Annotated in this window: 14 protein-coding genes and 4 pseudogenes; 11 read left to right on the forward strand and 7 right to left on the reverse strand. The window is 50.5% G+C overall.

The features are described 5' to 3' along the window. Window positions 1–13: 13 nt before the first annotated feature. The 4 genes from GRO01_RS13085 (at window position 14) to GRO01_RS13750 (ending at window position 1,163) form a co-directional block, all read left to right on the forward strand. Window positions 14–259 (forward strand): type II toxin-antitoxin system Phd/YefM family antitoxin, encoded by a 246-nt coding sequence (locus GRO01_RS13085; protein WP_062506894.1) that lies wholly within the window; start codon window positions 14–16, stop codon window positions 257–259. Continuing rightward, entirely contained in the window at window positions 256–642 is a 387-nt protein-coding gene (locus tag GRO01_RS13090; RefSeq protein WP_062506896.1) for a type II toxin-antitoxin system VapC family toxin, read from the forward strand. The genes GRO01_RS13085 and GRO01_RS13090 overlap by 4 nt, the downstream gene beginning before the upstream one ends. Window positions 643–729: 87 nt before the next feature. Then, window positions 730–951, forward strand: coding sequence for a hypothetical protein (locus tag GRO01_RS13095; RefSeq protein WP_141307071.1), 222 nt, complete (start codon window positions 730–732; stop codon window positions 949–951). 89 nt (window positions 952–1,040) lie between these two features. Beyond that, window positions 1,041–1,163, forward strand: coding sequence for a hypothetical protein (locus GRO01_RS13750; protein ID WP_264787606.1), 123 nt, complete (start codon window positions 1,041–1,043; stop codon window positions 1,161–1,163). 218 nt (window positions 1,164–1,381) lie between these two features. Here the strand turns inward: GRO01_RS13750 and GRO01_RS13100 are convergent, their stop codons facing one another. Further along, the gene (locus GRO01_RS13100) at window positions 1,382–2,647 is read right to left on the reverse strand and encodes a discoidin domain-containing protein (RefSeq protein ID WP_141307073.1); all 1,266 of its coding nucleotides are present in this window, start codon (window positions 2,645–2,647) and stop codon (window positions 1,382–1,384) included. Window positions 2,648–2,816: 169 nt separating this feature from the next. Further along, window positions 2,817–3,598, reverse strand: a pseudogene (locus GRO01_RS13845) (IS5 family transposase). A gap of 248 nt (window positions 3,599–3,846) precedes the next feature. Here GRO01_RS13845 and GRO01_RS13850 point away from each other — a divergent pair. Continuing rightward, window positions 3,847–4,032: pseudogene (locus tag GRO01_RS13850) on the forward strand (IS3 family transposase); the annotation flags it as partial. A 241-nt stretch (window positions 4,033–4,273) separates the two neighbouring features. On the opposite strand, the gene GRO01_RS13115 reads toward GRO01_RS13850, so the two are convergent. From GRO01_RS13115 to GRO01_RS13130, 4 genes and pseudogenes are all read right to left on the reverse strand, one after another. Next, window positions 4,274–4,861 (reverse strand): ABC transporter ATP-binding protein, encoded by a 588-nt coding sequence (locus GRO01_RS13115; protein WP_269319852.1) that lies wholly within the window; start codon window positions 4,859–4,861, stop codon window positions 4,274–4,276. A 63-nt stretch (window positions 4,862–4,924) separates the two neighbouring features. After that, the gene (locus GRO01_RS13120) at window positions 4,925–6,058 is read right to left on the reverse strand and encodes a capsule biosynthesis protein (protein WP_141307077.1); all 1,134 of its coding nucleotides are present in this window, start codon (window positions 6,056–6,058) and stop codon (window positions 4,925–4,927) included. Between the two features lie 339 nt (window positions 6,059–6,397). Beyond that, window positions 6,398–6,568: pseudogene (locus GRO01_RS13360) on the reverse strand (transposase); the annotation flags it as partial. Window positions 6,569–6,764: 196 nt separating this feature from the next. After that, a pseudogene (locus GRO01_RS13130) lies at window positions 6,765–7,576 on the reverse strand (IS5/IS1182 family transposase); the annotation flags it as partial. A gap of 184 nt (window positions 7,577–7,760) precedes the next feature. Here GRO01_RS13130 and GRO01_RS13135 point away from each other — a divergent pair. The 6 genes from GRO01_RS13135 (at window position 7,761) to GRO01_RS13160 (ending at window position 11,840) form a co-directional block, all read left to right on the forward strand. After that, complete coding sequence (locus tag GRO01_RS13135; RefSeq protein ID WP_062506877.1) at window positions 7,761–8,048, forward strand: WGR domain-containing protein; 288 nt, start codon at window positions 7,761–7,763, stop codon at window positions 8,046–8,048. 128 nt (window positions 8,049–8,176) lie between these two features. Further along, window positions 8,177–8,755, forward strand: coding sequence for a tyrosine-type recombinase/integrase (locus GRO01_RS13140; RefSeq protein ID WP_197032589.1), 579 nt, complete (start codon window positions 8,177–8,179; stop codon window positions 8,753–8,755). A 90-nt stretch (window positions 8,756–8,845) separates the two neighbouring features. Beyond that, complete coding sequence (gene parA, locus GRO01_RS13145) at window positions 8,846–9,475, forward strand: ParA family partition ATPase (RefSeq protein WP_062506879.1); 630 nt, start codon at window positions 8,846–8,848, stop codon at window positions 9,473–9,475. Further along, complete coding sequence (locus tag GRO01_RS13150) at window positions 9,472–9,708, forward strand: hypothetical protein (RefSeq protein ID WP_081109572.1); 237 nt, start codon at window positions 9,472–9,474, stop codon at window positions 9,706–9,708. Before parA ends, GRO01_RS13150 begins: the two co-directional genes overlap by 4 nt. Before the next feature lie 68 nt (window positions 9,709–9,776). Further along, window positions 9,777–10,661, forward strand: coding sequence for a replication initiator protein A (locus tag GRO01_RS13155; RefSeq protein WP_231489988.1), 885 nt, complete (start codon window positions 9,777–9,779; stop codon window positions 10,659–10,661). A 267-nt stretch (window positions 10,662–10,928) separates the two neighbouring features. Next, window positions 10,929–11,840, forward strand: coding sequence for a 3'-5' exonuclease (locus tag GRO01_RS13160; RefSeq protein WP_062506887.1), 912 nt, complete (start codon window positions 10,929–10,931; stop codon window positions 11,838–11,840). 233 nt (window positions 11,841–12,073) lie between these two features. On the opposite strand, the gene GRO01_RS13165 is transcribed toward GRO01_RS13160, so the two are convergent. Next, window positions 12,074–12,646, reverse strand: coding sequence for a hypothetical protein (locus tag GRO01_RS13165; protein WP_062506889.1), 573 nt, complete (start codon window positions 12,644–12,646; stop codon window positions 12,074–12,076). Between the last annotated feature and the right edge of the window lie 354 nt (window positions 12,647–13,000).

Below are 13,000 nucleotides of genomic sequence, written 5' to 3' on the forward strand. Positions count from 1 at the left end.
GGAGCTTTCTGCCATGCGAACAGTCAATATTCATGAGGCCAAGACCCATCTGTCCCGGCTGATCGAAGCTGCCGTGAATGGCGAAAGCTTCATCATCGCCAAAGCCGGCCGACCCATGGTGCGTGTCAGTCCGGTTACAGCTCCCGAAGAGACACAGAAGCGCCGTCTGGGGTTTCTGGCCGGACAGATCCGGGTTCCGGAGGATTTTGATCGCATGGGCCAGGAAGATGTCATTTCCCTGTTCGACGGTCCGGCATGAAGCTGCTTCTGGATACCCATCTTCTGCTCTGGGCTGCCGGAGAGCCTGACAGGCTGTCAGTACGTGCAAGATCCCTGATGGAAGATCAGGATAATGCTCTGGTGTTCAGTGCTGCCAGCCTGTGGGAAGTCACCATCAAGGCAGGACTGGGACGTGCAGACTTCCAGATCAATCCTCATCTGCTGCGACGCGGCCTGATCGAAAACGGCTACGAAGAGCTGGCCGTCACCGGACAGCATGCCCTTGCGGTCGGGCAGCTTCCCGATGTGCACCGGGATCCTTTTGACCGCATCCTCGTGGCCCAGGCGACGGTGGAAGGGCTTCTGCTGCTGACCCATGATCCGCTTGTACAGGCCTATCCCGGGCCCATCACAGCCGTCTGATTATACCGGCTCCGGATGAGCCAGGCATGCGCAAGGCTGAGAAGCTCCGCCACCACAGTGTAGGACATGCGAGAGCAGATCGATGCCATGATCGCTCTGCTGTCGCCCCAGATCAGCGCTCTCGATCAATGCATCAAGGTCCTAATCTCCACTGGTCCCATGCTCGCGGAACATGCCGTTCTGATGGCGGCAGTGCCCGGCCTCGGTCTGACCCTGCTGGGCGAACTGTCTGAACTCGGCACATTGTGCCGCCGCAAGATAGCCTCCCTTGCAGGCCTGGCTCCTCATGCTCGCGAGAGTGGAACCTAGAAAGGAGCCCGACGTATCTGGGACGGGCGTCGTAAGGTGCGTGAGGCACTCTATATCGCAGCGTTATCCGCGCCCCGGCGCTTACCGCCATGCGTGATCGGATGTATCAAAAAGGCAAGGCGCCAAAAAATATTCTCATCGCCGTCGCGCGCCAGCTTCTCGTCGTCCTCAATGCCATGATCCAGAAAGGAAAGCCCTTGCAAATTGCTTGATCAACACAGTTGCTCACGCATAGGCCAGAGCCTTCTCCAGATTAGGTCAGAACGCCTCGAGGTGATCGCCCAACCCACTCAGGCGGGCCGGCCCCTTGTCAACATCAAAGAAACTAGACTGTTTCATGAGCCATTCCCCAATTACGATATGAAGAATGGAATCACACAGAGAGGCCCAGAACTAGAGGGTTTTTCGAACCCTTTAGATGTAATATACATTACAAGCAAATTTCATTACCAAAAATTTCTATCCTTTGAAAATGCATATAATTAAAAGACAATAAACGAATACGTAGTTTGTTTATAAGAATTGGTTCGTCCATTATTAAAATAAAGGGATTACCATCAATCCCTCCGAAAGGTATGTTATCATTCTTTTTATAAAACTCTATCCATTTATTATCTTCTTCGCTATATTGTTCTATAGAAAAATTAGAACCTCTCTCTTTCATCTCTTCATTATCTATTCTGTTATAAATCCTTATTTCTTTAACTAAAGAGTTATGTCCAAGTTCAATGCTCCACCATGGATTTTCTTCTCTTTCCGTATGAAATCCATACGGGTGAAAAAAATTGTCTCCAACCACTCTCATAGAATCAATTAAAGAAAATATAGAACCGGACCATTGAGACGCAGAACTTTGATTTGTTAGCTTACCATAAGCTAGATCAGTATAGCCGTGTGGAGCTTGGAGTATTTTATTTTTTAATTCTTCGTTATTTTCTTTAAATCTTTGATTTCTTACATTTTTCAAATCACCTTTTTCTCCAATAGGATTGGAAGTATAATAATTGCCTATAGACTTTATAACTGAGTCTTTACTAAAATCCTTACTAAAATCTAAAAAGTTTTCTAACAGTATGTGAAGATGGTTGATATTGCTATTTTTTTTCAAATAGGCTGGAACAAAGTGATTTGTTCCGGATACATAAGTTATACTAAAACCTTCAAGTGAAAACATTCCTGCATGTACTAAATCTAACCAATCACTATCACCAAATAGTATTTGAGTTTTATTTTTAGCCTCTTTGCAAGCAAACTTATAAAAATTCTGTTTTGTAAAATAATTACCTGCGTAATTAAACCTCCAATCGTATTCAATAAACTCATTAGAAACAGAGTACTGTGGGGCAATTGCTAATATTCTGTTTATATTTTTATTATATTTTGAAAATATTATACTCCCTGAAGCTCCCATGGATTCTCCTAGAACTGCTATATTTTCATAAGCATTACATAAATCAGATACTTTTACGAACATATCTTCTGTTTTTGGAGAATTAAACCAAGTTGGAGCTTTCTCCATAATAAAAATCATCGAACGACCAAATTTGGATAAAGAATTTTTAAACTCTTCAATTGGTTCTCCAAGTCCGGTTATTCCTGCTGATGCAAATACAACAACAACATCTCTGTTGTTATCTTCATGGTATAGGTTTATTTTATAGTTTCCAATTTCTATTGATGTTTTATGTTTTTCCATCTCTGGGTTACCTTATTTTTAGGTTTCGTTTATAAGTATTTAGTTTTCTGTCTTTTATATAGGCTGAATTTAAGTTAAATCTTTTTTGAAATAAAGATAGTGACTAACTGTTTAGTCCCGGGGTTTGATGGTGCATTATTTTCACATGAGTGTGAAGAAGCGTTATGGGCTAGGTCACGTTGACAAAAGAGCCAATCCAGAGTTTTGCGGCGGCGATATTGAGGAAACTCTTGAAGGATAAGGCGGTCTTGTCGTAGCGGGTCGCGATGCGGCGCATCTGCTTGAGGTGGTTGAACATCCGCTCGATGTGGTTGCGCTCCCTGTAACGCCGCCAGTCTGTTTTCTGTGGAGCGCTGCGGCCTTTGCGTGATGGAATGACCGGCAGGATCCCGTGGACCAGCAGCTCCTGGCGGAAACTGTCACTGTCATAGCCCCGGTCGGCCAGCATGGCTTTGGGGTTCGGGACAGGTAGCTTCATCAGGGCGTCTGTGGCTTTGTAATCCGAGACCTGGCCTCCGGTAAGGACAAAGCCGAGAGGGCGTCCCTGATTGTCACATCGGGCATGGATTTTGCCCGTAAAGCCGCCGCGTGACCGACCAGAAGCCTCCGAATAAGCCCCCCTTTTGCCCCAGTGGCCTGTGAATGGGCGCGGATTACGGTGCTGTCGATCCTATGCTGCCAGTTATCAGTCAGCCCCAGATCTACCAGGGTCTGTAAAAGAGCATCCCAGACACCCTGTTCAGCCCAACGCCGGAACCGGACATAGACCGAGTTCCACTTGCCGTAGCGTTCATGCATGTCCCGCCAGGGGCAACCCGTTCGTAGAACATGCAGCATACCATTGAGAAACTGGCGATTGTCTCCAGATGGACGTGCCCAACGTCCACGCTCAGGCGGCAGAAGCGGACCAATCATCGCCCAGTCCTGATCCGTCAGATCGCCTCGTGCCACGCCTGTTCTCTCTGCCCGTTATCCCACAGCCAGGAAGTGAAGCAGATCTCAGGCAGATCTTATAGATCTTTTGTCAACGTGGCCTAGTGTTGATGCGACTGATCGACGCCCAATTCCTGGAAATGCAGTATTATGGCTCATGGCAAATGATATGATATCGGCGCCGCCTAGGACATGAAATCGGTCGCAGGCGGGGCCGACGACTCATGGCGATCATGGACTGATTTACGCGCGAGGTTCTGTCCTAGCGTTTATCAAACACGATGGATGAGGTGTTCTGTATCGAGGCGCTACAGGATGCCCTCACGCGCTATGGCTTTCCGGAAATTTTCAATACTGACTAGGGGTCACAATTTACGACGTCTCATTTTACTGGGATCTTGGAAGATCGTCAGATCCGCATCAGCATGGACGGGTGTGGGCGTTGGCTGAACGTACGCCCGATGAGGCGTATCATGACGAGCCGAAGCCCTCTGGCCCGGGGTTAACCCCGGGTCAGAGGGCCAACAGCAGCGCCGTCAGAATGGCGGCATAACAACAACCAAGTATAGCTTATTCAACCCCAAAGACTGTCTGAACAGACGGGGCCACCTCTAATCTATCGTCCGGAATTAAACCGCAACACGTCCCTACACGAAGTTTGTAACAGAGCCTTCTTAAGCTTGGATCACGAACCTAAAGACTTTCGTAAACCGAAATGGCCTCTTCGAGCGTGTCATATGGTTTGAGATGTCCCTTATCAAGAACGCCAACCCTATCACACGTGTCTCGCATGAACCCCATATCATGCGAGACAACAATCATAGCCCGTTCACTACGTTTGTTAAACAATTCGTCCTGACAGCGTTTGTGGAAGCGAGCGTCACCCACCATAATTACTTCGTCGATTAGATAGCAATCGAATTCGATGACGATGGATAAAGCAAATGCTAACCGGGCCCGCATACCTGACGAGTATGTCTTGACTGGTTCGAGAAGCTGTCGTCCCAGTTCGGCAAAATCGTCCACGAATTCACGGGTATGCTTATAATCAAGATCGTAAATCCGCGAGACGAATTTCAGATTGTCTAGCCCAGTTAGGCTGCCTTGAAAAGCTCCACCAAAGGCCAGAGGCCATGACACAGTCATAGTACGTTCGATCCGGCCCCCCGTCATAGGTTCTACTCCCCCGATAAGGCGGATTAGGGTTGATTTTCCTGCACCGTTGCGCCCCAAAATTCCTAATTTTTCACCCTTGTTGAGGGTAAAACAGATGCGATCCAAGACCCTCCGATGACCTTTATGAACTGGGTAGTCCTTTGTGACATCTATACAGCGCAGCATGTTTCAGACGCTCTTGTGTTCGCGGGCGCCAGCCACAAGCAGTGCACCCATAAGATATAATGCGAGCATGGTTGCGAAAACGATTGCGATATTGGTGAAGGTTCGGGGGTATGCGGCATAATCGGGCCGGTTCGGCTTTACGACTTCCTCTAGATAAAGTTGTTGCCTGTCTGCTTGAATCCGAGCTGCATCGAGGGCAGCATCGGCTGCGCTGACTTCCCGTTCAAGGAGCTGTCTTTGGAACAATAGGTCGTCATAACCGCTGATCTTGGGTACAAAGGATTCTTGTCCGCCCGTAACGCGAGAGGACGAACGGGCGATTTCTTGGTCAAGTGATATTATTCGCCGCTTGAGCACAGGAATAAGAGGGCTGTCGGGCGTTGAGTGCTCCAGCTGCGCCAGTTGGACGCGGGTCGCCATTTTCATCGTCTCAAGACCGGCGATATCAGTCAGGAGAGGCTGTGATTGACGTTGCGGATCAAGCATAGAAGTTTCATTGCGATAGGTATCGATCTCACCACTGAGTTTCCGCAGTTTCTCAAGGGCCAAATCCCGCTCCTTGCGGGATGCCGAAATCGTGTTTTCTCGCTGCCGCTCATTCATTTCATTCACAAGCTGTTCAGCAGCAGAAATCAAGGCGGTGGCGATTCGCTGTGAATCAGCTGCTCGGAACGTCCGCACATCCAAGGTGGAAAGACCTGTGGTTGTGTCCAGTTCGGCTTTCACATGTCTTTGATAATAAGAATAGAAATGCTCGAATGTTCGTCCTGAATAGAAATTTGGGTAACGAGCCAGGGCATCTGTATCCGGTCGATTAAAGACCTCGGCAAGATGTTGCGTCCGCAACATCAACTGTGCCGCATCACGGGAGGTTACATATTCCTGAACGACATATGTGTCTTCTGTTCCCCCGGAAGCTCCTGCCGTTAGCAATCCCGCCAGCATGCCTGGTGATTGGGATGCTTGCCCTCGCACCACGAACTCAGCTTCGGACTGATATTGTGGAGAGGCGATCAACCCATAATAGACGCATGCTAAAGCCGTGGGGAGAATGACCACGCTTAGAAAGACCGATCTGCGCCAGATCCAGGCCGCAGCACGGTTGATCCTATAAGAGATTTTCTGTCCTCCAGCCATGCTGTCATTCTCGAAACCTAGGGACACCCTGTTCATATGGATCGGCTTACCTCATACATCTGATCTCGCAATCATATAGTAGTCTTCCTGTTCTGAGGACCTCCTATCGGGCATATGGTCTCAAACAGATTGTGGTGATGCGTTTTGATGATATTGCAATTTTACCGTGATGCCGTGACCGAAAAACGGTCTTTCCTTTACGACTACCGAGTAGTGCATCGTGCCGGGATTGGCGGAGATTAATCGGCACAATAGGCCGTTATGGGAACGGGGTCCATAGCGGCGCAGAACGGTTCTCGGCCTCGATTGGCGTGATGTTGCCGATCGGCTCGAGAGTGCTCATGAAGGACAAAGGCGGCCTTTTCGTGAGGAAATGACCGGCAGGCTCCCATGGATCAGAATCTCCTGACGGAAACTGTTGCTGTCATAGCCCCGGTCGGCCAGCATGGCCTTGGGGTTGGGGTTGGGAACCCGCAACATCATCAGGGCTTCCGTGGCTTTGTAATCCGAGACCCGGCCTCCGGTAAGGACAAAGCCGAGAGGACGTCCCTGATTGTCATATCGGACATGGTCCTGGAGGGATTGAAGAACCGTTGGTTAATGCGCCTTTCTTGTGGTCTCAGGTTTTTGCTGTGTTGACTGATGGTTCCCAGTCCTGATTTTTGCACTGCGTTTGTCGCAGTGCGAAGGAAATTGTTCCGGCTTACTACGTGACCGTGTTCAATCTCTCGAGGAAGAGGAAGCGGCGCATATTGTAGACGATATTGGCCAAGCCAATCCTCATGGTGTCCCAGGTGATGCCCACGGTCCGGACGAACAGTCCCGTTTGCGATTTCTGATCGGCAAAGACATGCCCGACAAGGAACCGAATGACGGACTTCCTGGCATTGGACCGCCGGATATATTGGGGCATGGGCTTGAGTTCCGGCTTTTTCCTATGAACCTTCGAGACGAAGCCCTTCTTTTTCATGAAAACCTCATGGGCTTTTGAACGACACGCCGTGTCTCTCTTCGCCATTACCTCATCTAATGGGAGCCTGAATGGCTCCGCCCAGACATCGGACGCCGTATTGCTTCGATCGAGCACGCCTTCTCTCAATCGCGCACCATCATTGGCCGCGGCATCGGTCGTCTTCCATTTCCAGATCAGCCTGAACTTCCGATCAATGGAGATGTGCGATTTATAGTCAAAGAACGGAATGGTGAGATCCGTGGACGGGAGCGTTCCGTCCTCCTGCCGTCTGGCTTTCGTGAACTTCAGTGTCCATTGTGCATGGCGGTCCTTGTGGACCAGTTTTACCGTCCTGTCTTTCCAGCCTTCTCCCCGTTGGTATTGCGCTGTTTTGGAGCGGCCACAAATGTGGCATCCAGGATCTGCCCTGACATCGGCAGAGTGCCGGCGTTCCGTAGTGTCGCGTCAAAGCGCTCGAACAGCTCCTGGATGGCGACCGCCCTGGCCAAACGCCCGCGAAACAGCCAGACCGTTTTGGCATCCCTCACCCGATCCGATAACGCCAAGAGGAGCAGGGTGTGACGTTATTTCCTATAGTGTAACAGCCTGCGCTTTCCGCTCCCATGCCTGACGACACGGATCCTTCCCGCCCCGCTCTCACGATTGGCGGAAAAACCCCGAAAATCCGCATCCCTGGAGAGAAAGCCCCTGACGGACTGATCCCGGACCTGTTACACTTTTCGGGATCTGATGCCCAAAGCTCCGCAAACGGCCCCGCCCCGCCAGTTCAGCCTTTTCCCTGAAAGCGTGCGTCTGCAGCGGATCGACCCGGCGACCAACTGCTGGCGCTTCTACCGTCTGACCCTGCAGGATGATCTCTTTGGCGGTACCGTCCTTGTCCGCTCCTGGGGGCGTCTCGGGACCACCGGTCAGGAGCGGCGGGAGCGTTTCAGTGATGTGGTTGCTGCGCAAGCAGAGCTGGTCCGTTGGGTGCGGGTAAAGCAGCGTCGGGGGTATCGAGAGGAAATGGATGGATGACAGGACGCGATGTGACGGTGAAAACGAGGGCGCTGCCCTCGCGCTCCCGGCAGGAGCCTCAGGCTCCTGCACCTCGGAGGTTTGCCGGAAAGGATCCATCTGAAGGCGGCATGTCGCCTCAGACAGGGATGCAGCTGTTTGATCCTTCGGGCGCACGGAAATATCTCACCGTCTCCGAGCGCACCGCTTTCCTGAAAGCGGCCGAGCGGGCGCCGCGCGATGTCCGCACGCTCGCCATGACCCTGGCCTGGTCGGGGTGCCGTCTGTCCGAGGCCCTGGCCCTGACCGCCGACCGGGTGGATCTGGCTGGCGGCGTGCTGGTGTTTGAAAGTCTGAAGAAGCGTCGGGACGGGATTTACCGGGCCGTCCCCGTCCCCCCTCCCCTGCTCGAGGCGCTCGATCTGGTGCACGGTGTTCGCGAAGCTCAGGCGCGTCGGGACCGGGGTCGCTCCCTGCGTCTGTGGCCGGTGGCCCGCATGACCGGCTGGCGGATGGTGCACCGGGTCATGGACGAGGCCGGTCTGTCCGGACCCGCCGCCTCTCCCAAGGGCCTGCGGCATGCCTTTGGCGTGGCGGCCGTGTCCACCGGCATTCCGCTCAATCTCGTGCAGAAATGGCTCGGTCATGCCCAGCTTTCCACCACCGCCATCTATGCCAACGCCTCCGGCGACGAGGAGCAGACCATTGCAAGGAAAATGTGGAATTAGTTCAAACCTGAAAACAGTATAAAATTATTACATTAAATACGATTGAACATTTTTACGCTTAATCGTAAAAACACAAAAAAGGAATTCGGTATGATAATTGGTCTTCTGAATCAAAAAGGTGGGGTTGGGAAAACGACCCTAAGTGTTAACTTGGCAGCAAGTCTCGCCCATACCGGTGCTCGCGTACTCCTCTTGGATGTTGATCCCCAAGGTAGCGCTTTAGACTGGGCAGCTGCCCGTGAAGGTAAGCCACTTTTTCCGGTAGTGGGGTTGCCGCGGGCCAGTGTACACAAAGAGATAGATCAGATCGGAAAGGATTACGATTATATCATTATCGACGGCCCACCTCGTGTCACTGATTTAGCACGCAGCGCTATCATGGCATCAGATCTCATTCTAATCCCAGTACAGCCTTCTCCATATGATATTTGGGCTGCTGATGAGGTTGTCAAACTCATTGAGGAAGCCGGAATTTATAAAGAAAATTTGAAATCTGCTTTTGTGGTTAATCGTAAAATCGCAAATACGGCGATAGGCCGAGATGTAAAGGAAGCTCTCTCATCATATTCTGTTCCGGTTTTCACATCGAGCATTACTCAGCGTGTGATTTTCGCTGAAGCTGCGGCTCAAGGAAAATCAGTACACGAAATAGATCCGCAGAGTTCAGCTGCTCTAGAGATAGATGCTGTTAAAGACGAGTTGATGGGATTCATCAAATGAGCGCAAAAAAAATTCAAATAGGTATGAAGCCTACGAACAAAGCCATCTCACCATCAGCTGATGCTTGGGTCGAAACACGGAAAAACCCAGATGAGCCTGAAGCGATGAAACGGCTTACGATTGATGTTCCAGCTAGCTTGCACCGAATGATTAAATCCTCTTGTGCCATGCGTGGGACAAAAATTGCCGACGAAGTCCGTGAACTACTTTTACAGAAATACGGAAATCAGTAGAAATTTATAATCGTATTTAAGATTTTCTGTCTTTTCGGATGGAACGGTGGGATAAGAGAAGCAATAAGATGTCCATTCGCAAAGCTCCAAAAGCAGAAAGCCAAGCAGATTTTTTTGTGCCTACTCTTTATGATGTAGGTACAAAGGACTCTCGTAGTATCATGGATGTAGCGGTCTTTCGCTTATCTAAACGAGATCGCCGTGCAGGTGAGATAATTCACTATGAACTCTCAGATGGTCATGTAACAGTTTCTGGTGGAGCTGCTGGTATGGCCTCAGTCTGGGATTATGATTTAGTCCTTATGGCAGTCTCGCATCTTACAGAACAAATGAACCGCTTCCGGGAAGGAAAAGCCGAACGTCCTAGCCGAATTTTTCGTCCGCATGTTGCAGATGTTTTGCGTTTTTGTCGTCGTTCTGATGGTGGCAAACAAAAAGATGACCTAGTCGAAACGTGCATCAGATTAAACACAACACATGTCGCAGTTCAGAGATTTAAAAAAAATAGTAAAGGTAAAACAATAACTGTTGATGAGGGAGAACCTCTTATTAGTAGATACAAAATTATAAAAAGTGATACTGGAAAGCCAGAATATATAGAAATAGAATTAGCCGATTGGATGTATAGAGAAATAACTGACGGCAAAAACCCTGATGTTTTAACTGTTCATCAAGATTATTTTTTAATAGATCCGGGTATAGGGCGTTTTGTTTATAGATTAGCTCGCCGTGCAGCGGGAAAAACCGAAGCAAGGTGGTCATTTCAAACTATTTATGATCGGAGCGGTAGTTCAGGAACTTTGAAAAAATTTACTGAGAACTTAAGAAAAATTATCAATTCTAACGATTTACCTGAATATGACATTAAAGAAGAACAAGGAAATTCTGGGCCATTATTGGTTATGACTTATAGGAACTCGTCTCTCCAGATGGAGAACAATGCTGGCCCCTAATGTACGGACAGTTCAAATCTGCCCCTACAACATAAGATACAAGCAGCCTTTTCCATCCTCAACAAGGCAAAAACAGACGTATGGATGTGAACAAACCGTACATTGGGGGCCAGATCCCGTACATTGGGGGCCAGATCCCGTACATTGGGGGCCAGATCCCGTACATTGGGGGCAATGGAAACCTTCAAGCCTTTGAAAACAAACGAATAATTATCTATTTTTTGAGCTAAAACCTTTTAAAACCTTTTAAAACTATTTGAAACCTGAATGCCTGTGGACAACTTTCCTTCTCCTGACCGTGCTCTGGAGGCTCTGGCCAACCGTCTGGAGGCTTCGGAAAATTACCGGGTGCTCAGACGCCTGCATCCTTCCGTTCTGAACCACAGACCCGAGGGAAGGGGACTGCGCACCGGTCTGTTTGTGGATCTGGAAACCACCGGTCTGGATACCCGACAGGATGAAATCATCGAAATCGGCATGGTCCCGTTCATTTACCGCATCGACGGGATCCTGCTCGGAACCCTGCCGGCCTTCAGCCGTCTGCGGGAGCCTTCCATTCCCGTGCCTTCCCTTGTCCAGGATCTGACAGGGTTGACGCCTGAACGTCTGGCCGGCCAGACCGTCTCAGCTGATGAAGTTGCAGCTTTCGCCCCGGACGCCAGTCTGGTGATTGCTCATAACGCCGCATTCGACCGTCCTTTCCTCGAGCGCTTCTGCCCTGCTTTTATGAACAGACCCTGGGCCTGCTCCATGGAAGACGTCCCTTGGGACCAGGCAGGCTTTGAGGGACGCAAACTGGGGCATCTGGGTCTGCAGGCCGGATTTTTCTTTGACGGGCACAGGGCAGTGGATGACTGTCAGGCTGCCATCGCCCTTCTGGGCCATACAGGCTTCCCGGAGAGCCGCTCCGCCCTCTCCCTCCTGCTGGAACGTGCCAGAACGGTCTGGAAGCGGCTGTGGGCCGAATACGCGCCTTTCGAGCTCAAGGACATACTCAAGGCCCGGGGATACCGCTGGAACGACGGTTCTGATGGCCGACCCAAAGCCTGGTTCATCGACAGGCCGCCCGAAGAGGCTGAAGACGAAATCCGCTTTCTCCGCACCGAAATCTATCAGCGGGAGATAGACATCACCATCCGTCCCGTCGAAGCCGGAGACCGCTTTACCAGCCGGGTCTGAAACTGTCCTTGTCCGGAGAATTCCGCAGTGACCTCTGATCTCTTTCACAAACAGGAAGTCTCCTGATCCGGATTGATCTCTGGATCCACGGCCATATCCATACCCGGCAGGAGCACCGTCATGCCAACGGAACCAAGGACCTTGCCAATCCGGCCGACCCCTGTTCTCGGTTCCGGGGTTTGACGATGCATTCGTTGTAGAGCTTTGACCGAACCGTTATCCAGGCGGTGGCATCAGTCTGGCGTGAGCCTGTATCTTTCTTCTTTCTCCGCATGTTTTTTATCTAGAATGCGGGAGAGGGAATCCCGACTATGCTGAGGAATGTTTTCGTTATCTTCTGCGGCCAGTCGCCGGCGAGGACGGACCCAGGACCTATTTCTGGCTGTTTCTGGTGAGGTGACAACGGTTTGAGGGGATCTGACGGATGTCACTCTTTCTGCAACGTCACGCTCGGCATAATGCTGTTTGATTTCCTCCGGCTGCCAGTCTGAAGGCAGGCGGCTGGGGGGACGACTGACAGTCTCTGAAGGCGGCGTGGATTTGATTTCGACCTTCTGGCGTGCCCGTTCACTCACGATCCGGGACCATTTTTTACGGATCGTGTTGGCAACAGCATCTGTGCACTCAACGTCAATGCCATCTTCCCGGGCCGCTGCGAGGATCATTTTCCAGCTGACAAGGCGCCCGTGGCGCAGTTCTGCGATAGCATCATGGTTTTGATACAGCCAACGATAGATCGGCGTTGCCGTGGCACGGGGAGCCCGAAAGGGATGCCGCTTTTTGAGTGCTTCAAGTGCCTTTGACATGTCCCTGTTTCAACTCCTGTGTGTCTGTTCTGGACACAATCTCTTGTGTTGTCGGGTTGACGTTCATGAGCGTGATGAAAGGGGTTCATCCGCAGACACCCTATTCGTGTCTTTCACGTGTCACAAGAGCGTCTCATATGCGACTTTGATGTGTCTTGTCGTGGCATAAAAACTCCCTTTGAGTGTCTTTGAAGAGCCTTAAACGCGTCGTTTCCGTGACGTAAAAAACGAGGCCTTCATACACCATTGCACCACTGGTGCAGGACGGTCAGGAAGACCAAAACCCGTTTTGCTTCTGGTTCCTATACTCTTGATAAACTAAACTAAAAAAACTAAGTTACGTGTTGTGAAGAA

The sequence above is a fragment of the Gluconobacter roseus NBRC 3990 genome (assembly GCF_006538885.1).
In the GTDB taxonomy this organism is placed as follows: domain Bacteria; phylum Pseudomonadota; class Alphaproteobacteria; order Acetobacterales; family Acetobacteraceae; genus Gluconobacter; species Gluconobacter roseus.